The 17,969-nt window shown below is 70.8% G+C and carries 18 protein-coding genes; 5 read left to right on the top strand and 13 right to left on the bottom strand.

All coding sequences use genetic code 11. The features are described from left to right. The first annotated feature begins 123 nt into the window (after positions 1-123). Complete coding sequence (locus HCU73_RS15535) at positions 124-594, top strand: YbaK/EbsC family protein (protein WP_168624398.1); 471 nt, start codon at positions 124-126, stop codon at positions 592-594. 77 nt (positions 595-671) lie between these two features. Here HCU73_RS15535 and lpxB read toward each other — a convergent pair whose 3' ends face one another. The 13 genes from lpxB to pyrH form a co-directional block, all read right to left on the bottom strand. After that, positions 672-1,841: a lipid-A-disaccharide synthase gene (gene lpxB, locus HCU73_RS15530; RefSeq protein ID WP_168624658.1), complete on the bottom strand. Its 1,170-nt coding sequence runs from the start codon at positions 1,839-1,841 to the stop codon at positions 672-674. 2 nt (positions 1,842-1,843) lie between these two features. Further along, positions 1,844-2,620: an LpxI family protein gene (locus tag HCU73_RS15525; RefSeq protein ID WP_168624397.1), complete on the bottom strand. Its 777-nt coding sequence runs from the start codon at positions 2,618-2,620 to the stop codon at positions 1,844-1,846. A 5-nt stretch (positions 2,621-2,625) separates the two neighbouring features. After that, positions 2,626-3,429 carry an acyl-ACP--UDP-N-acetylglucosamine O-acyltransferase gene (gene lpxA, locus HCU73_RS15520; RefSeq protein WP_168624396.1) on the bottom strand — a complete coding sequence of 268 codons (804 nt, stop codon included), beginning with the start codon at positions 3,427-3,429 and terminating at the stop codon, positions 2,626-2,628. After that, positions 3,429-3,908: a 3-hydroxyacyl-ACP dehydratase FabZ gene (fabZ, locus tag HCU73_RS15515; RefSeq protein ID WP_168624395.1), complete on the bottom strand. Its 480-nt coding sequence runs from the start codon at positions 3,906-3,908 to the stop codon at positions 3,429-3,431. The genes lpxA and fabZ overlap by 1 nt, the downstream gene beginning before the upstream one ends. A 93-nt stretch (positions 3,909-4,001) precedes the next feature. Then, the gene (locus HCU73_RS15510; protein ID WP_168624394.1) at positions 4,002-4,640 is read right to left on the bottom strand and encodes an OmpH/Skp family outer membrane protein; all 639 of its coding nucleotides are present in this window, start codon (positions 4,638-4,640) and stop codon (positions 4,002-4,004) included. Positions 4,641-4,650: 10 nt separating this feature from the next. Next, on the bottom strand, positions 4,651-6,981 hold the full coding sequence (gene bamA / locus HCU73_RS15505; RefSeq protein WP_168624393.1) for an outer membrane protein assembly factor BamA: 2,331 nt from the start codon (positions 6,979-6,981) through the stop codon (positions 4,651-4,653). Positions 6,982-7,174: 193 nt separating this feature from the next. Further along, the gene (locus HCU73_RS18865; RefSeq protein WP_275403040.1) at positions 7,175-7,300 is read right to left on the bottom strand and encodes a hypothetical protein; all 126 of its coding nucleotides are present in this window, start codon (positions 7,298-7,300) and stop codon (positions 7,175-7,177) included. A gap of 131 nt (positions 7,301-7,431) precedes the next feature. Next, a complete protein-coding gene (gene rseP / locus HCU73_RS15500) occupies positions 7,432-8,760 on the bottom strand; it encodes an RIP metalloprotease RseP (protein ID WP_168624392.1) in 1,329 nt (442 codons plus the stop codon). A gap of 7 nt (positions 8,761-8,767) precedes the next feature. Next, positions 8,768-9,940 carry a 1-deoxy-D-xylulose-5-phosphate reductoisomerase gene (gene dxr, locus HCU73_RS15495; protein ID WP_168624391.1) on the bottom strand — a complete coding sequence of 391 codons (1,173 nt, stop codon included), beginning with the start codon at positions 9,938-9,940 and terminating at the stop codon, positions 8,768-8,770. Positions 9,941-9,956: 16 nt separating this feature from the next. Beyond that, entirely contained in the window at positions 9,957-10,748 is a 792-nt protein-coding gene (locus HCU73_RS15490; protein ID WP_168624390.1) for a phosphatidate cytidylyltransferase, read from the bottom strand. A gap of 7 nt (positions 10,749-10,755) precedes the next feature. Then, a complete protein-coding gene (uppS, locus tag HCU73_RS15485; protein ID WP_168624389.1) occupies positions 10,756-11,472 on the bottom strand; it encodes a polyprenyl diphosphate synthase in 717 nt (238 codons plus the stop codon). Positions 11,473-11,590: 118 nt separating this feature from the next. Beyond that, positions 11,591-12,154 carry a ribosome recycling factor gene (frr, locus tag HCU73_RS15480; protein WP_168624388.1) on the bottom strand — a complete coding sequence of 188 codons (564 nt, stop codon included), beginning with the start codon at positions 12,152-12,154 and terminating at the stop codon, positions 11,591-11,593. A 47-nt stretch (positions 12,155-12,201) separates the two neighbouring features. After that, on the bottom strand, positions 12,202-12,936 hold the full coding sequence (gene pyrH, locus HCU73_RS15475; RefSeq protein WP_168624387.1) for a UMP kinase: 735 nt from the start codon (positions 12,934-12,936) through the stop codon (positions 12,202-12,204). Positions 12,937-13,084: 148 nt separating this feature from the next. On the opposite strand from pyrH, the gene miaA reads away from it, so the two are divergent. The 4 genes from miaA to HCU73_RS15455 all read left to right on the top strand — a co-directional run bounded on the left by miaA (position 13,085) and on the right by HCU73_RS15455 (position 17,965). Further along, positions 13,085-13,957, top strand: a complete 873-nt coding sequence (miaA, locus tag HCU73_RS15470) for a tRNA (adenosine(37)-N6)-dimethylallyltransferase MiaA (RefSeq protein ID WP_168624386.1) — start codon at positions 13,085-13,087, stop codon at positions 13,955-13,957. Positions 13,958-14,018: 61 nt separating this feature from the next. Further along, entirely contained in the window at positions 14,019-14,852 is an 834-nt protein-coding gene (locus HCU73_RS15465) for an AraC family transcriptional regulator (protein ID WP_210730677.1), read from the top strand. 232 nt (positions 14,853-15,084) lie between these two features. Beyond that, entirely contained in the window at positions 15,085-16,722 is a 1,638-nt protein-coding gene (locus tag HCU73_RS15460) for an ABC transporter substrate-binding protein (RefSeq protein WP_239025604.1), read from the top strand. Positions 16,723-16,873: 151 nt separating this feature from the next. Further along, positions 16,874-17,965, top strand: coding sequence for an ABC transporter permease (locus tag HCU73_RS15455; protein WP_168624384.1), 1,092 nt, complete (start codon positions 16,874-16,876; stop codon positions 17,963-17,965). The last annotated feature ends 4 nt before the right edge of the window (positions 17,966-17,969 follow it).

Raw genomic sequence — 17,969 nt, 5'->3', positions numbered from 1 at the left:
GCCGCCCCGCCCCCGGGCCGCCCCGGCCGAAAGGGAAATCAACGGGTTGCCGGGGATGGCGGCCCGGGCTTGCCCACGGCGCCGATCCTTGCCACATCAGCAGGACATCTAGGGAGGTCGCAGATGTCGAAGAGCCTGAAGCGGGTGGAACGGGCGCTGGCCGAGGCGGGCGTCGAGGCGCGCGTGCTGGAGATGGCCGAGGGCACCCGCACGGCCGAGGACGCGGCGCGCGCGGCGGGCTGCGCGCTGGACCAGATCGCCAAGTCGATCATCTTCCGTGCCGAGACCCATGGCGACGCGGTGCTGTTCGTCACGGCGGGCGGCAACCGGGTGGACGCGGCCAAGGCCAGCGCGCTGGCGGGCGAGCCCCTGGGCAAGGCCGAGGCGGAGCTGATCCGGGCGCAGACGGGCTTTGCCATCGGGGGCGTGGCGCCGGTGGGGCACATGAGCCCGATCCGGGCCTGGTTCGACCCGCGGCTGATGGAGTTCGACGTGGTCTGGGCGGCGGCCGGCACGCCGCGGCACGTCTTTCCGATCGCACCCTCGGTGTTGCTGCGGCTCAGCGGGGCGGAGCTGGCGGATTTCGTCGTGTAGCGCGCCGGAAACCTCGAGGTTTCCGGCTGGCAAACCTGCAGGTTTGCCGCGCGGAAAACTGCAGTTTTCCGCCCCCCTCAGATGACTTTCAGCACCGAGCGCGCCGCGCGCAGGCCCGGCGGCTCGCCCCCGCGCCCCAGCCGCAGCATCGCCAGCGCCATCGCGTCGAGCTGGTCGACCCGCGCGCCCTCGTCGTCGAGAAGCCGGTTCAGCGCCGCGGCGATGGGCGCGGGTTTGCAGCCCTCGCCGATGAACTCGGGGATCGTCCGGCTGTCGGCCACCAGGTTCACCAGCGTGACCGTGTCGACCTGCAGCATCGCCGTGATGACCTTCCGGCTGAGCCAGCTCATGTCGTAGGCGATGACCATGGGCGTCTCGGCGGCGGCCAGCTCGAGGCTGACCGTCCCCGAGGCGGCCAGCGCAACGTCGGCGGCGAAGAAGGCCGCGCGCTTTTCGGCGGCGAAGGCGTCGGCGGGCACGCCCCGCGGGTCGAGGACGACGGGCCGGCCGGGCCAGCCCGCCGCCTTTTCCGCCACGAGCGAGGCCACCGCGGGTGCGGCGGGCAGCACGACATGGGCCTCAGGGTGGTGCGCGAGCACCGGGCGCAGCGCCTCGCCGAACACCGGCGCAAGGCGCTCGATCTCGGAGCGGCGGGAGCCGGGCAGGACGAGGACGATGGGCTCCCCCTCGGGCAGGCCATGCTTGTCGCGGAACGCCGCGATCTCGGCCCCGGTCGCCCGCGGTTCGGTCACCACCGGGTGGCCGACGAAGTCGCAGGTCATGCCCTCGGCCTCCATGTAGGGCGGCTCGAAGGGCAGGAGCGCGAGGACATGGTCGATGGACTTCGCCATCTTGCGGGCCCGTTTCGCGCGCCAGGCCCAGACGGTGGGCGCGACGTAGTGCACCGTCGGCTGGTGCGGCCGGCGCGCCTTCACCTTGGCCGCGACGCGGAGCGAGAACTCGGGGATGTCGATGGTGATGAGCGCGTCGGGCTTCATCGCCACGACGGCATCGGCGGTGTCGGTGACGCGTCGGGCGAGGCGGCGGTAGTTGGCGAGGATCTCGGTCAGGCCGATGACCGACAGCTCCTCCATCGGGAACAGCGTTTGCAGCCCCTCGGCCTGCATCAGCGGGCCTCCGATGCCGTGGAACTCGACGGGCTCGCCCGCCAACTCCTTCAGCCCCGCCATCAGCGCGGCGCCGAGCCGGTCGCCCGAGGGTTCGCCCGCGACGAGGAACAGGCGCAGCGTCATGGCACTGCCCAGAGGTCGAGGCCATGCGCGGCGCAGGCGGCGCCCAGGGCGGCAGGGTCGAGGAGGAGGACGTGGCCGGCCTGCAGCTCGATCCCCGACAGCCCCGCGGCGGCGGCCAGCGCGACGGTGTCGGGGCCGATGGCGGGCATGTCGACGCGCAGGTCCTGGCCGGGCTTGGCGCGCTTGACCAGCACGCCCCGCGACCCCGGCGCGGTGTCGGCGACGAAGCGCAGCATGGCGTCGGAGCCCTGCAGGGTCTCGATCCCGAGCATCTGGCCCTGCCCCGCCACGGCGGCCTGCCCCACGTCGAGCGGGCCGAGCGCGGCCAGCACGGCGCGGGCGCGGGCGGCGTCGCCGTCGGGGCGCGCGGCGCCGTGGATGGCACCGGCGGGCGCGACGAGATCGGGGCGCAGCTCATGCGCGCCGCGGACGGCAAAGCCCTCGGCCTCGAAGATCGCCACGATGTCGCGCAGGAGCGCGTCGTCCCCCTGCCCCATCGCCGCCGTCAGCCGCGGCAGGAGCGCCTGCGTTTCAGGATCGAGAAGCCCGGTGTCGACCGGCATGCGCCGCATCGCGCCGGCGAAACACAGCTCGGTCACGCCGGCGGCGCGGAGGTCGTTGAACAGCTGCCCCAGCCGTTCCAGACGGGCCACGATGTCGGCGCCGGCGGTGCCGCCCGGCATCCCCTGCAGCCGGACGGTCAACGCAGGCCCCGCCGCGGCGAGCAGCCCCGGCAGCGCGCCGTCGCCCGCGATGATCGCCCGCGCGCCCATGGCCCTCAGCCCGGCGTCAGGAAGGACCGGTCGCTGTCGCCCAGCACGAACTCGACGATGTCGCGGACGTAAGGCGACTGCCCCGCCGCGTCGTCGAGCAGGCGCTTGGCCCGGTCCTGGAACGCCCCCTCGCCCTGCGCCAGCGCCTGGAAGGCCGCGCGCAGCGCCATGATGTCCTCGCGCGCGACGCCGCGGCGCTTGAGCCCCACGAGGTTCAGCCCGTCCAGCCCCCCCCGCGGCCCCTGCACGAGGCCGTAGGGGATCACGTCGTTCGTCACCATGGTGACCGCGCCGATGATCGCGCCCTTGCCGATGCGCACCCACTGGTGCACGCCCGACAGCCCGCCGATGATGACGTCGTCGCCCACCACGCAATGGCCCGCGAGCGCCGAGTTGTTCACCATGATGACCCGGTCGCCCACCTGCGCGTCATGGGCGACATGGGCGCCGGCCATGAACAGCCCGTCATCGCCCACGCGGGTCACCCCGCCGCCGCCCTCGGTGCCGGTGTTCATGGTCACGCCCTCGCGGATGCGGTTGCGCTTGCCCACGACAAGGCGGCTTTTCTCGCCGGCGTATTTCAGGTCCTGCGGCACGTCGCCGACATTGGCGAAGGGAAAGACCGTGCTGCCCTCGCCGATCTCGGTCCAGCCGGTGACGACGGCGTGGGACTTGAGCGTGACGTTGGCGTGCAGCGTGACGTCCGGGCCGACGACCGAGAACGGCCCGACCGTGCAGCCGGGGCCGATGGTGGCGCCCTCCTCGACCACGGCCGAGGGGTGGATGCGCGCGGAGGGGTCTATGCCCATCAGGCGGCCCCTTTCGCGGCGTCGAGGTCCATCATGGCGGTGAACTCGGCCTCGGCGGCCATCTCGCCCTCGACCAGCGCGCGGCCCGCGAATTTCCAGACCTTGCCGCCGGGCTTGCCGCGCAGCGTGGTGACATGCAGTTCCAGCACGTCGCCAGGCACCACCTTGCGGCGGAACTTCACCCCGTCGATGCCCATGAAGTAGACCAGCATCTCCTTGTCGGCGAGGTCGGCCGAGACGCCGACCATCACGGCGGCGGTCTGGGCCATGGCCTCGACGATGGTCACGCCGGGCATGATCGGGGCGGCGGGGAAATGGCCCTGGAAATGCGGCTCGTTGAAGGTGACGTTCTTGATGCCGACGGCCGACTGGAACGGCACGATGTCGCGCACGCGGTCCACCAGCAGGAACGGGTAGCGGTGCGGAATGATCCGCTGGATCAGGTGGATATCGGCGGTCGTGGGCGTGTCAGCCGTCATGGGTCCTCCCCCGGGTCGGTCCGGCGCGGCGCTCGGGCCGCCCCTCGTTGCCGTCTGGTAGCAACTCGCCCCCGGCGCGGCAAGCGCGGGCGGTCAGGGGCGGGGTTGCGGGGTCTGGGTGCCGTCGAGGTCGATGAGCGGCGCCTCGCCGCCCTCGCCGATCGCTGCGTCGACCCGCGCGATGGCCAGATCGGTGATGTCGGTGCCCTCGGCCGACAGCAGCACCATCCGGTTGTCGAGCACGACCGAGGCGCCGCGGGCGCGCAGGATCTCGATCAGGACCGGGAAGGCCAGCTCGAAGAAGCGCGCCTGCGCGGCCTCGGCCTGGGCCTGGAGCGCCCGGCTCTTGGCCTCCTGCGCCGCGCGGATGCCCTCGACGCGGGTGTCGAACTCCTCGGCCAGCGGGCGGAAGGCCTCGGCGGTCATGGTCCCGCGCCGCTCGGTCAGGGTCAGCTCCTCCTCGGTCAGCTGCGCCTCGATGCGGCGGTTCTCGGCGGCGAGCGCGGCACCGGCGGCCTCGACCTCGCGCTGGATGCGCTGGCCGTAGAGCGACTGCGACAGGAGCCGCTCCTGGTTCAGCACCACGATGGCGGCCACGGGCGGCGTGGCGGCCACGGGCAGGTCGGTGGGGGACGGCGGCGGCGGGGGCTGGCCGATGTCCTGCGCCGGGGCGGCGGTGGCCGAACCGGCGAGGATCAGGACGGCAAGACGCAGGAGGCGGGACAGGCCCATCGCGCGGGCCTCAGAACCGCGCCTCGATGGTTAGGTCGAACTCGCGGGTCTGGTCGTAGCTCTCGAAGACCAGCGGGTGCGAGAAGTTGAACCGCAGCGGCCCGATGGCGGTATCCCAGAAGATCGAGAAGCCGATGGTCTGGCGCCACGACAGGCTGTCGTCGACGGGCGCGCCGCCGAAGCCCACGGTGTTGTCGAGACCCCAGACCGAGCCGATGTCGTAGAACACCCCGCCCGAGATGCCGTACTCGTCCGGCAGGCCGATGGGGAACGCCGCCTCGAAGCGGGCCACGGCGTAGAAGTTGCCCCCCAGCGCGTCGGCATTGGGCGCCGCGGTGTCGCGCGGGCCGAGGCCGTAGGCGTCGAAGCCCCGCATCTGCCGGCTGGACAGGAAGAAGCGGTCGTTCAGGCGGCTGTTGCCGCTGATGGTTTCCAGGGCGCCGGCCTCGAAGCTGGCGCGCAGGGTGACTTCCTCGCGCAGCACCTGCTGCTCGGCGATGCCGAGGAAGGTGGCCTGGATGTATTCGGCGTCGCCGCCCAGCCCCGCGTATTCGGCGCCGAACTGCAGCCGGATGCCGCGGGTCGGGTCGAGGCCGGTGTTGCGGGTGTCGTAGGCATACTGGATGCCCGCGTAGGAGTTCAGCCGCTCGCCCTCGTCCGCCGCGATGATCGGCGAGCTCTGGGCCGGGTCGATGCCCGAGATCTGGTTCTGCTCGATCCCGTAGTAGACGTTCAGACGGCCGTATTCACTGACCGGGAAGGCCAGGCCGGCGCGCACGCCCATGTCGAGCGTGTCGAAGTCGCGGTTCTGCGCGGTGGTCTCGGAGTAGAAGGCCGACAGGCTGAGCGCGAGGTCGCGGTTCAGGAAGCCCGGCTCGGTGAAGGCGAAGGTGAAGGCCTGGCTGCCCTCGGCGGTATTGAAGGCGAAGTCGAGCGCCTGCCCGCGGCCGAGGAAGTTGTCCTCGGAGAAGGTCACGGCAAGGCCCGGGCCGGTGTCGGTCGAGAAGCTGGCCGAGAAGCCGAGCGAGCCGGTCGGCTGTTCCTCGACGTCGACGTCGACGATCACCTGGTCCGACGCCGTGCCCGGCCGCCCCTCGACTGCCACGTCGGCAAAGAAGCCGGTGGCGCGGATGCGCTCGGCGGCCTGGCGGATGGCGCGCGGGTCGAAGGGGTCGCCCTCGACGGTGGTGAACTGGCGCCGGATCACGCGGTCGAGCGTGGTCTGGTTGCCCTCGATGTCGATGCGCTCGACGAAGACGCGGTCGCCGCGCGAGATCACGAAGGTCACGTCCAGCGTGCGGGCGGCGTCGTTGCGGGTGATGCGCGGCTCGACCCGGACGAAGCGGAGGCCCTGCTGGGTGGCGAGGTTCTCCATCCGGGTGATGGTGTTGTCGATCAGCCGCGGGCTGTAGGTCTGGCCCGACCGGATGCGGATCACGTCCTGGTAGGCGGCGGCCTCCACCCCGGGGATCTCGGACACGGTGGTGATGGTCCCGAGCGAGAAGCTCTGGCCTTCGCGGATGTTGAAGGTCACGAAATAGGCGTCGCGGTCGCGGGCCAGTTCCGGGGTCACGCTGAGGATCTGGAAATCGACGTAGCCGCGATCCTGGTAGAAGTCGGTCAGCAGCTGCCGGTCGAGCGCGATGCGTTCGGCGATGAAGGTATCGCGGCGGATGACGGCGCGCAGGAGGCCGGCCTGGGTGCTTTCCAGCACGCGGCGCAGGCGGCGGTCGGAATAGGCGCGGTTGCCGACGAAGGAGATGCGCTCGGTCTCGACCACGCGGCCCTCGGCCACCTCGAACACCAGGTCGACGCGGTTTTCGGGCAGGCGGATGATGCGCGGCGTGACCGTCGCGGTCAGGCGGCCCGAAACGCGGTAGGCCTCGGCGATGGCGCCGGCGTCCTGCTCGGCCAGCGACGGCGAATAGGCGCGGCGCGGGGTCGACGAGATCTGCGGCAGCAGCACGTCGTCGTCGAGGCGCTGGTTGCCCTCGATCGCGATGCGGTTGATCGTGGGGTATTCCTGCACCGCGATGACCAGGGTCGCGCCGCGCGGGATGACCTCGACCGCCTCGAACAGGCCGGTGTTCTGCAGCCGCTGCAGCGCGTCGTTGACCTGCGCGCCCGAGACCACGGCGCCGGGCGCGATGCCGGCATAGGTCAGGATGGCGGAATCGGAGATGCGGGTGTTGCCCTGCACGTCGAAGGCGGTGAAGCGGAAGGTCTGGGCCTGGGCCGGCGCCGGCAGCGCAAGGGCGAAGGCGACGATCAGGGCGAACAGGGCCGTGAACAGCGGAAGTCGCGGCGACCGAAACAGACGTGCGTGCGAACGCAGATGCATCGAATCCAACCCCGTATTCAATCAGCAGACAGGCCCTGCCTAACGGAGGGTCCGGGGGTTGTCAAAACGATCCCAAGAGGCGGCGGGCATCTGTGCCCGGGTGCCGCATTTTCGCCATAATCCCGAAACGGAACAGCGCGCTCGCCCCGGGGGGCGTGCGCGCGGCGCGAAAACGGGGGTTGGGCGCGGCCGGTCAGCCGACGGTGGCGTAGCTGAAGATCATGCCGGCCAGGTACAGGGCGGCCACGATCAGCAGCGGCACCAGGAAACGGTCCATGTTGAGCTGGACGAACTGGGATACGCCACGGGTGCTATCCATCAGGGTCTTCATGGGCTGGTCCTCGGGCAAGTCAGCAAGTGCCGTGCCCGAAGGAATGGCCGCGGAATGTGACCAGACTGCGGCCCTGATGAGGAAACCCTTGGGAGATTGCGCGCCGGGACGCGCCGCGCTCAGGGGCAGAAGATGTCGTTGGTCAGCGCGAACAGCATCAGCGACAGGAGCAGCGTCAGACCGATGGTCATGAACAGCCGCATCGCCCGGTCCGACGGCGGACGGCCCGTCACGGCCTCGTAGGCGTGGAACATCAGGTGGCCGCCGTCCAGCACCGGGATCGGGAACAGGTTCAGGAGGCCCACCGCCGTCGACAGGATCGCGACGAACCAGATGAAGCTGTCGATGCCCTGGCTCGCCGCCGCGCCCGAGGTCTCGGCGATGCCGATGGGGCCCTGCAGGTTGCACGAGGAAATCGCACCCGTGATCATGTGCCACAGCCCCGACAGCGAGGATTGCACCACGAACATCGTCTGGTCCACCCCGTAGCCGAGCGCGGCCAGCGGGCCCACGCCCTCGCGCAGCGGCTCGAAGCTGAGGCCGCCGGTGACGCCGATCAGCCAGCGGGTCTCGAAGCCGCCCTCGGGCAGCGGCAGGTCGGTGCGGCGGGGGCTGAGCGTCACCTCCAGCTCCTCGCCCGCGCGCCAGACGGTAAGGGTCAGGGGCGCGCCCTCGGCGGCGGCCACGGCCTCGCGCAGCTGGCGGAAGGCGTAGACCGGCGCGCCGTCGACGGCACGGATCACGTCGCCCTGTTCCAGCCCGGCGGCGATGGCGGCCGACTGCGGCGCGACCGAGTCGACCAGCGGGATCAGCGGGAACACCGCCTCGGTCTCGATCACGGCGCCGGCGCGTTCGACGGTGTAGGCGACGGTCGGCGCCGGCGGCAGGGTCTCGGCGATGTCGAAGATCGACTGGAAATCCGTCACCTCCTGCCCGTCGAGGGCGAGGATCAGGTCGCCCGCCTCAAGCTGCACCATGTCGGCCGGCAGCGGCGTGAGGGCGCCGACGCGGGGTTCCTCGGCGGCGCGGCCGGTGAAGAACAGAACGAGGCCGAAGATCAGGATCGACAGGATGAAGTTGAACACCGGGCCCGCGGCGACGGTGGCCGCCCGCGCCCAGAGCGGCGCGCCGTGCATCGACCGGCGCCGTTCGCCCGCGTCCAGCGCGTCGATGGCGGCGCCGTCCTTGCCGCTGGCCGCGTCGGCATCGCCGAGGAACTTCACGTAGCCGCCGAAGGGCAGCGCGGCGATCTGCCAGCGGGTGCCGTGGCGGTCGGTGCGGCTGACCAGCACCGGGCCGAAGCCGACCGAGAACACCTCGGCATGGATGCCCGACCAGCGGCCGACGATGTAGTGGCCGTATTCGTGGATCGCGACGATGATCGAAAGGGCGGCGACGAAGGCGACAAGGGTGAAGGCGATGTTGCCGAACTGGGGGATGAACTCCATGAGCCTCTTACGTCTCCATCTGCGCGATCTGGTGCCAGGCCGTCTGTCGGGCCATTTGGTCTGTCTCGAGCACGTCCTCAAGGCTTGACATGGGCGAAGTGAGGCAAATCCGCGACGATATCGCGTCCAGCGTCCGGTCCACCACCTCGGCCATCTGCATGAAGCCGATGCGCCCGCCGATGAAGCCGTCGAGCGCGATCTCCTTGGCGGCGTTGAACGCCGCGCCCGAGCGGCCGCCGGTCTCCATCACCTCGCGCGCGATGCGCAGCGCGGGGTAGCGCGTCAGGTCGGGGGCGTAGAATTCCAGCGTGGCGATCTGAGCCAGGTCGATCCGCGCCACCGGCAGGTCGCGCCGGTCGGGCCAGTGCAGGGCGTAGCCGATGGCGTGGCGCATGTCGGGCGCGCCCAGATGCGCCATCAGCGCCCCGTCGACGAAGCCCACCAGCGCGTGGACGATGGACTGGGGGTGGATCACGGCCTCGATCTTCTCGGGCGGGACGCCGAAGAATTCCTTGGTCTCGATCAGCTCCATGCCCTTGTTGAACATGGACGCGCTGTCGATGGTGATGCGCTGGCCCATCGCCCAGTTGGGGTGCGCGCCCGCGTCCTTGACGGTGGCCTTGGGCAGCGCCTCGAGCGGCCAGTCGCGGAGGCCCCCGCCGGACGCGGTGATGATGATGCGCTCGACCGCCGCGATGTCCTCGCCGACGAGGCCCTGGAACACCGCCGAATGCTCGCTGTCCACAGGCAGGATGGTGGCGCCGTGGGCCTTCGCCTCTTGTAGAAGAAGCGGCCCGGCGGTGACGAGGCTTTCCTTGTTGGCCAGCGCCAGCGTGGTGCCGTGGCGCAGCGCACGGAACCCGGGCGCCAGGCCCGCGGCGCCGACAATGGCCGACATCACCCAGTCGGCGGGCCGGTCGGCCGCCTCGACCAGCGCCCCCTGCCCCGCCGCGGCCTCGATCCCGGTGCCGGCCAGCGCCGCGCGCAGGTCGTCCAGCCGGTCGTCGTAGGCGGTGACGGCGACCTGCGCGCGCAGGCGGATCGCGTCGGCGGCCAGCCGCGCGACATTGCCGCCGCCGGTCAGCGCGACGACCTCGTAGGCGCCGGGGGCGCGCGCGATCAGGTCGACCGTGTTCTGGCCGATCGACCCGGTGGACCCGAAGATGGAGACCCTGCGCATCGCCGCCCCCCTCAGCCTAGCCCGGCAGCAGCGGGAAGGCGGTGAAGGTCTCGATGATGACCAGCACAAAGGCCGCCCCCAGCAGCGCGTCGAAGCGGTCGTAGACGCCGCCGTGGCCGGGCAGCAGGTTCGAGCTGTCCTTGACGCCCGCGTGGCGCTTGACCGCCGATTCCAGGATGTCGCCCATCTGCCCCGCGAAGGACAGGAGCACCGAGATCGCGATCAGCTCGGGGCCCGAGCCGGTGGCGGCCATGAAGGCCCAGCCGACCAGCGCGGCGCCGACCCAGCCCGCGACGGTGCCCGACCAGGTCTTTTTCGGGCTGACGCGGGGCCAGAATTTCGGCCCGCCGAGGATGCGGCCGGCGAAGTAGCCCAGGATGTCGGTGGCCGCGACCAGCAGCACCAGCCACAGCATCCAGACCAGGCCGAAGGAATCGCGGTGCAGGATCAGGCCCACGCCCGCGACGAGGATCATGGCGAGCATCCCGCCAAGGATGCGGCGGTTGGTCTGCATCACGGCGACCGCGGTGACGGGCACGGCGGCGGCCAGCGGCAGCGCGGCCCAGACCGGCAGGAGCTTGACCGCGAGGATGGCGGCCGCGGCCATGGCGCCCAGCATCCGCGCCCGGCGCGGCCCGCCGCCCAGCATCCGCACCAGTTCCCAGACCAGCGTGGCCACCACGGCCAGCACCAGCCCGGTGAACCACCAGCCCCCGGCCCAGACCGCGGCGAGACCGACGCAGGCAATGGCGGCCCCTGTCGCCACCCGGGTGGCGAGATCGGCGAAGCTGTCGCGGGCGAGCGCCAAGCCGACCTCAGGCCGGAACCGCGCCGAAGCGGCGGTCGCGCAGGCCGAAGCGGGCCAGCACCTCGGCGAAGACCTCGGGCGTGAAATCGGGCCAGAGCGTGTCGATGAACTCGTATTCCGCGTAGGCCGACTGCCAGAGCAGGAAGTTGGAGATGCGCGCCTCGCCGCTGGTGCGGATCACGAGGTCGGGGTCGGGCAGGACATGGGTGTCGAGGTAGCGCGGAAAGGTCTCGTCGGTGATCGCGCGCGGGTCGAGCTTGCCCATCGCCACGTCATGGGCAAGGCGCCGGGCGGCGCGGGCCACCTCGTCGCGGCCGCCGTAGTTCAGCGCGATGGTCAGGTTGGTGCCGGTGTTGTGCGCCGTCATCAGCTCCAGCCCGTCCATCAGGTCGACCAGCGCGGGCTCCAGCTTGACCCGGTCGCCGATGAAGCGGACGCGGACGTTTTCCTCGAACAGCGAGGTCGCCTCGCGGCGGATGTAGCGCTTGAACAGCCGCATCAGGCCTGCGACCTCGGCCTGGGTGCGTTTCCAGTTCTCGGTCGAGAAGGCGAAGACGGTGAGGTAATCGACGCCGAGCCCCGGACAGGCGCGGACGATCTCCTTCACGCGCCGGGCGCCGGCATGGTGGCCGAACAGGCGCGGCCGGCCGCGCAGCTGCGCCCAGCGGCCGTTGCCATCCATGATGATGGCGACGTGGCGGGGCTGGGACTTGGTACTCGTCATGCGCGGCGGTCCTTGTGCGTCGGGGGGCTGTCCGTGTCTGTCTGGATCGGGTCTGTCGGGCAAGGCCGCATACGGACAGGCGGCCTGTCCGAACGGACAGGTGCCGCGCCGGCAGGGCTCAGACCTGCATGATCTCGCCCTGCTTGGCCTCGAGGGCGGCGTCGACCTTGGCGATGTGCTTGTCGGTCAGCTCCTGAACCTCGGTCTCCCAGAGCTTGGCGTCGTCCTCGGACATGCCCTGCCCCTTGGCCTTCTTGATCTGGTCCATGCCGTCGCGGCGCACGTTGCGGATGGCGACGCGGGCGTGCTCGGCATACTGCGCGGCGACCTTGGTCAGCTCGCGGCGGCGCTCCTCGTTCAGCTCGGGGATCGGCAGCATGATGATGGTGCCGTTGAGCTGCGGGTTGATGCCGAGGCCGCTTTCGCGGATCGCCTTTTCCACCTTGCCGACCATCGACTTGTCCCAGACGTTCACCGTGACCATGCGCGGCTCGGGCACGTTCACGGTGCCGAGCTGGTTGATCGGCGTCATCTGGCCATAGGCGTCGACCATCACCGGCTCCAGCATGCTGGCCGAGGCGCGGCCCGTCCTGAGCGACGCGAATTCCGTGCGCAGCGCGGCGATCGCCCCGTCCATCCGCCGCTCCAGGTCGTCGGTGTCGATCTCGATATCCTCGGACATGCCCCGTTCTCCGTCAGGTTCTGGTGTCTTGTTGGGTGTTTAGGCCCTCAGCCGACTTTTGTATAGGTGCCTTGCCCCGCAAGGATGCCCTTGAAGCCCCCGGGCTCGTCGAGGCTGAAGACGATGATCGGCAGGTCGTTCTCGCGCGCCAGCGCGATCGCGGACGCGTCCATCACGCCCAGGTGCTGGGCCAGCACCTCGTCGTAGCTGACCGCGTCGTAGCGCTTGGCGTCGGCGTGCTTCTTGGGGTCCTTGTCGTAGACGCCGTCGACCTTGGTGCCCTTGAAGATCGCCTCGCAGTTCATTTCCGACGCCCGTAGAGTGGCCGCGGTGTCGGTGGTGAAATAGGGGTTGCCGGTGCCCGCGGCGAAGATGCAGACGCGGCCCTTTTCCAGGTGCCGCACGGCGCGGCGGCGGATGTAGGGCTCGGCCACCTCGTCCATGCGGATCGCCGAGATCACGCGGGTGAACACGCCCAGACCCTCCAGCGCCGACTGCATCGCCAGCGCGTTCATCACGGTCGCCAGCATCCCCATGTAGTCGGCGGTGGTGCGCTCCATCCCCTGCGCGCTGCCCTGCAACCCGCGGAAGATGTTGCCGCCGCCGATCACCATGCAGATCTCGACGCCGAGGTCGCGCACCGATTTCACCTCGCGGGCGATGCGCTCGACGGTCGGCGGGTGCAGGCCGAAGCCCTGGTCGCCCATCAGCGCCTCGCCCGAGATCTTCAGCATCACGCGGCGATAGAGCGGCTCGACCGAGGCGGCGGTTGCGTCCGACATGGGGGGCTCCTGAGGCTTGGGTCCGGCAAGGGCGGCATTGCGCGCGGCGCACCATGGTCTAAAACCCGGGCGGGTTCAACGCCCCTTCGGCATCCCGTGCCGCCCTGCCCCTCCTGCCCCAGCCACGTGAACGTCGCCCGTCAAACCCTTGATCAAACTTGCAACCATCCCCTCGGACCGCCCGGTCCTGATCGCCGGCCCGACCGCCTCGGGCAAGTCGGCGCTGGCGCTGGCCATCGCCGAGGCGCGGGGCGGCGTGATCGTGAACGCCGACGCGATGCAGGTCTACGACGGCTGGCGCGTGCTGACCGCCCGCCCCCCGGAGGACGAGGAAGCGCGGGCGCCGCACCTGCTTTATGGCCACGTGCCGTTCGAGGCGGAGCACTCCGTGGGCGACTGGCTGCGCGAGGTGGTGCCGCTGTTGCAGGGGCCCGAACGGCCGATCCTGGTGGGGGGCACCGGCCTCTATTTCCGCGCCCTGACCGAGGGGCTGGCCGAGATCCCGCCGACCCCGCCCGAGGTGCGCGCCGAAGCCGAGGCGCGCGACCGCGACAGCCTGCTGGCCGACCTGGCCGTGGGCGACCCCGCGATCCTGCCCCGCATCGACACCCTGAACCTCGCCCGCGTCCGCCGCGCCTGGGAGGTGCTGCGCGGCACCGGGCGGCCGCTGTCGGCCTGGCAGGACGACACCGCCGCCCCGGCCCTGCCCCTGTCCGACGCCGTGGCGCTGGTGATCGACGCCGACCGCGACTGGCTGAACGCCCGCATCGCGCGGCGCTTCGACCGGATGCTGGATGAGGGCGCGCTGGACGAGGCCTGCGCCAACCTGCCCCGCTGGGACCGCGCCGGCGGCGCGAGAAAGGCGATCGGGGCGCCCGAGCTGATCGCGCATCTGCGGGGCGAGATGACGCTGGCCGAGGCCCGCGAGGCCGCCATCATCGCCTCGCGGCAATACGCCAAGCGGCAACGGACATGGTTCCGGGCGCGCATGGGCGGCTGGCGGCACCTGCCGCAGCCCTGAGCGCGGGATTGTCGTTTCGCCGCAATTCGGGGCCGCGCGGCCTGCCAAGGCACCGTCGGACTTGCAACTTCGCGATACGCACCGCAGCCTGCCCGGCATGGCCGACTCGCTTTCCAGCTACAGCGTCCTGTCCCTCGGCAAGCTGCGGATGCAGGAGCCGTGGCGGCTCGAGCTTCTGCACGCGCAGCGGCGCCACAGGCTCTACTGGATCACCCGCGGGCAGGGCCGGGTCACGGTGAACTGCATCACCCGCGGCTACGGGCCCAACACGGCGGTCTTTGCGCCCGCCGGCACGCAGCTGGCGCTGGAGCTGCCGAGCCAGGTGCAGGGGCTGGAGCTGTGCCTGCCGCCGGGCGCCGACCTCGGGCTGCCGGCCGAGCCGTTCCACCTGCGGATCTCGAACATCGAGGCGCAGGCGAGCCTGACCAGCCACCTGGAAAAGATCGAGCGCGAGCTGGCCGCGCAGGCGCCGGCGGTCGAGCGCGCGCTGATGGCCTACGGCCTGCTGGTCTCGGCCTGGACCGCGCGGGAGCTGAGCCGCAGCGAGGGCGCGGTGCTGCGGGAACGGACGCACCGGCTGGCCGAGCTGTTCTCGGCGGCGATGGAGGCGCAGTTCCGCTCGGGGCGCGGCATCGCCGACTACGCCGCCGCGCTGCAGGTCACGCCCACCCACCTGTCGCGGGTCTGCCGCGAGGCCGCGGGCCGGCCCGCCCACGCGCTGCTGGTCGAACGGATCATGCACGAGGCCCGGCGTCTGCTGCGCGACACCGACATGCCGGCGCGCGAGATCGCCGAGCAGCTGGGCTTTTCCTCGGCGGCCTATTTCACCCGCGCCTTCCAGCACGCGACCACCCGCACGCCGTCCGATTTCCGCGACGCGCCGCGGCGATTCTGACCGGCGGTGCCGAAAAAAAGGGCCGAAAACGGTTGCGGTTTGGGGCCATGTCGTTTTTGCTAAGGCAAAGCGTCGGATTTGTCGCCGCGTCCGGTTCGCCCCAGGATTGACGTAGGAAGGCCGGCGCTTTCGCGTCGCGTGCAGACGCGCGGAGGCGGACAGGGTGGTGCAGGGTGGACCCCGGCGCTGCCGAACGACCGAAAACAAGAGACAACGTCACAGGGAGACGATCATGCTGAACACCCCCGAAACGCATCTGGCCACGCATCCCGCGGCCGAGATGTACGCGGCGGAGTACAAGGCCGGCCAGTTGAGCCGGAGGGAATTCATGGTGCGCGCGACGGCGCTGGGCCTGTCGGCGACGGCCGCCTACGGCTTGATCGGGCTGAAGCCCGCGCTGGCGCAGCGCGCGACGCCGCCGATGGGTGGCAGCCTGCGGATTCAGCAGGGCGTCCTGGCGCTCAAGGACCCGCGCACCTACGACTGGTCCGAGATGGGCAACGTGACCCGCGGCCTGCTGGAATACCTGATCGAGTACAACCGCGACGGCAGCTTCAGCGGCGTGCTCCTCGAAAGCTGGGAATCCAACGCCGACGTCACCCAGTACACGCTGCGCCTGCGCCCCGGGGTCACCTGGAACAACGGCGACGCCTTCACCGCCGAGGACGTTGCGGCGAACTTCCGCGGCTGGTGCGACAGCACGGTCGAGGGCAACTCGATGGCCGCGCGGATGGGCGGGCTGGTCGATGCCGAGACGGGCCAGGCCCGCGAGGGCGGCATCGTCGTGGTCGATGACCTGACCGTGCAGATCAACCTGCCCGCGCCCGACATCACGCTGGTGCCCGGCATGGCCGACTACCCGGCCGCGATCCAGCACCGCGACCTGATCGGGACCAACCCGCTCGACCACGGCGTCGGCACCGGCGCCTACCGCATCGCCGACTACCAGGTCGGCATCGCCGCGCGGCTCGAGAAGAACCCCGATCACACCTACTGGGGCGAGGCCTATCTCGACGACGTCACGTTCGTCGACCTCGGCACCGACCCGGCCGCCTGGTTCGCCGCCGCCGAGGCGGGCGAGTTTGACATGACCTACCAGACGGTCGGCGAGTTCGTGGACCTGTTCGCGGCCGTGGGCTGGGAACAGTCGGACGTGACCACCGGCGCGACCCTCGCGGTGCGCTTCAACCAGCTGAACGCCCCCTACGACAACGTCGAGGTGCGCCGCGCAATCCTCGAGGCGGTGGACCTGTCGGTGGTGCTGGAACTGGGCATCAACGGCCAGGGCACGGTGGGCGAGAACCACCACGTCTGCCCGATCCACCCCGAATACGCCGAACTGCCGCCCATGGCGGTCGACAAGGACGCCGCGATGGCGCGCCTCGAGGCGGCGGGACAGGCCGATGCCAACTTCACCCTGATCTCGCTCGACGACGGGCTGGGCCGGTTCACCTGCGACGCGGTGGCCGCCCAGATGCGCGATGCCGGCATGACCGTCACGCGCGAGGTGCTGCCGGGCTCGACCTTCTGGAACGACTGGCTGAACTACCCGTTCTCGGCGACCGAGTGGAACCACCGCGAGCTGGGCGTTCAGATCCTCAACCTCGCCTACCGCTCGGGCGTGGCCTGGAACGAGACGGCCTTTGCCAACGCCGAGTTCGACACGCTGCTCGACCAGGCCAACGGCATCCAGGACGCCGCCGCGCGGCGCGAGGTGATGGCGCGCCTGCAGCAGATCATGCAGGAGGAGGCGGTCACGATCATTCCCTACTGGCGGTCGCTGTTCCGGCACTACCGCCCGGGCGTGGTGAACGCGGACATGCATCCGAAGTTCGAGATCAACATCCACCACCTCGGCCTCTCGGCCTGATCCGGGATCCGGGCCCGGGGCGGCGCCTGCCGCCCCGGGCCGCCCATGCCCGCAGCGGCGGGCCCTTCTCCAGCCCCGGGCGGCCGTGCCGGCCCTTGCCCGACACGGCCCCGCCCCCGCCCGGGCGGCGCCGCCAGAGACAGGAAGACCGATGGCCCTCTTCGTCTTGCGCCGGCTCGGCGTGATGCTCCTGACGGCGCTTTGCCTGACCTTCGTGGTGTTCTTCCTCACGAACCTGGCGCCGAACCTCGAAAAGCTGGCCAAGACCCAGGGCAACGCGCGCATGAGCGACGCCGAGGTCCTGTCGTGGCTCGACCGCAACGGCTATGGCGGGCCGCTCCTGGTGCGCTACGGCGAATGGCTGGGCGTGATGCCCGGCTGGACGCGGCTGGACGAGCCGACGGGCGAATGGCGCGGCCGGTGCCTCGCGCCCGGCCAGACCCCCGACGAGGCGCCGCGCCGCTGCGGCCTGCTGCAAGGCGATTTCGGCTTCTCGACCGTGTCCGACGCCGAGGTCGCCGCGATCATCCCCGAGCGCCTGCGGCTGACCGGCATCCTGATGTTCTGGGCCTTTGCGGTCATGGTGCCCTCGGCGCTCCTGGTGGGGGTGCTGGCCGGGATGCGCGAGGGCTCGCGGCTCGACCGGGCGCTGTCGACGGTGTCGATCGGGTCGACGGCGACGCCGGAATATGTGTCGGGGGTGATCTTCATCGTGCTGCTCGCCTCGTCGACCACGGGCATCTCGCCGCTCCTGTCCGAGCTGGGCTGGATCGAGGGGCGCACGCTGTTCCTGGGCTCGGCGCGCTCGGCGATGGACTCGGGCGTGACCTTCTGGAACTTCACCCTGCCGGTCATGACCATCGCGCTCTACGGGATGGGCTACATCGCGCGGATGACGCGGGCCTCGATGGCCGAGGTGATGACCGCGCAATACATCCGCACCGCGCGGCTCAAGGGCGTCAGCTTCCGCAACATCGTGCTGAAGCACGCGCTCAGGAATGCGCTGATCGCGCCCTTCACGGTCATCATGCTGCAGTTTCCGTGGCTGCTGACCGGGGTGGTGATCGTGGAGACGCTGTTCAACTACAACGGCTTCGGCTGGACGCTGGTGCAGGCGGCCTCGAACAACGACATCGAGCTGCTGCTGGCCTGCTCCATCGTGGCGGTGTTCGTGGTGCTGGTGACGCAGCTGATCTCGGACATCGGCTACGTCTTCCTCAACCCGCGCATCCGCATTTCCTGAGGGG

This window comes from Roseicyclus persicicus, from assembly GCF_012395815.1.
GTDB lineage: Bacteria > Pseudomonadota > Alphaproteobacteria > Rhodobacterales > Rhodobacteraceae > Roseicyclus > Roseicyclus persicicus.
This window is presented reverse-complemented; position numbering and strand designations above follow the sequence as displayed.

Excerpts from the sequence above, each read along its gene's own strand:
- HCU73_RS15535 (WP_168624398.1), top strand. The coding sequence starts at position 124 with ATGTCGAAGAGCCTGAAGCGGGTGGAACGGGCGCTGGCCGAGGCGGGC.
- HCU73_RS15525 (WP_168624397.1), bottom strand. The coding sequence starts at position 2,620 with ATGGGCGCGCGGGCGATCATCGCGGGCGACGGCGCGCTGCCGGGGCTG.
- lpxA (WP_168624396.1), bottom strand. The coding sequence starts at position 3,429 with ATGGGCATAGACCCCTCCGCGCGCATCCACCCCTCGGCCGTGGTCGAG.
- fabZ (WP_168624395.1), bottom strand. The coding sequence starts at position 3,908 with ATGACGGCTGACACGCCCACGACCGCCGATATCCACCTGATCCAGCGG.
- HCU73_RS15510 (WP_168624394.1), bottom strand. The coding sequence starts at position 4,640 with ATGGGCCTGTCCCGCCTCCTGCGTCTTGCCGTCCTGATCCTCGCCGGT.
- bamA (WP_168624393.1), bottom strand. The coding sequence starts at position 6,981 with ATGCATCTGCGTTCGCACGCACGTCTGTTTCGGTCGCCGCGACTTCCG.
- HCU73_RS18865 (WP_275403040.1), bottom strand. The coding sequence starts at position 7,300 with ATGGATAGCACCCGTGGCGTATCCCAGTTCGTCCAGCTCAACATGGAC.
- rseP (WP_168624392.1), bottom strand. The coding sequence starts at position 8,760 with ATGGAGTTCATCCCCCAGTTCGGCAACATCGCCTTCACCCTTGTCGCC.
- dxr (WP_168624391.1), bottom strand. The coding sequence starts at position 9,940 with ATGCGCAGGGTCTCCATCTTCGGGTCCACCGGGTCGATCGGCCAGAAC.
- uppS (WP_168624389.1), bottom strand. The coding sequence starts at position 11,472 with ATGACGAGTACCAAGTCCCAGCCCCGCCACGTCGCCATCATCATGGAT.
- frr (WP_168624388.1), bottom strand. The coding sequence starts at position 12,154 with ATGTCCGAGGATATCGAGATCGACACCGACGACCTGGAGCGGCGGATG.
- pyrH (WP_168624387.1), bottom strand. The coding sequence starts at position 12,936 with ATGTCGGACGCAACCGCCGCCTCGGTCGAGCCGCTCTATCGCCGCGTG.
- HCU73_RS15460 (WP_239025604.1), top strand. The coding sequence starts at position 15,085 with ATGCTGAACACCCCCGAAACGCATCTGGCCACGCATCCCGCGGCCGAG.
- HCU73_RS15455 (WP_168624384.1), top strand. The coding sequence starts at position 16,874 with ATGGCCCTCTTCGTCTTGCGCCGGCTCGGCGTGATGCTCCTGACGGCG.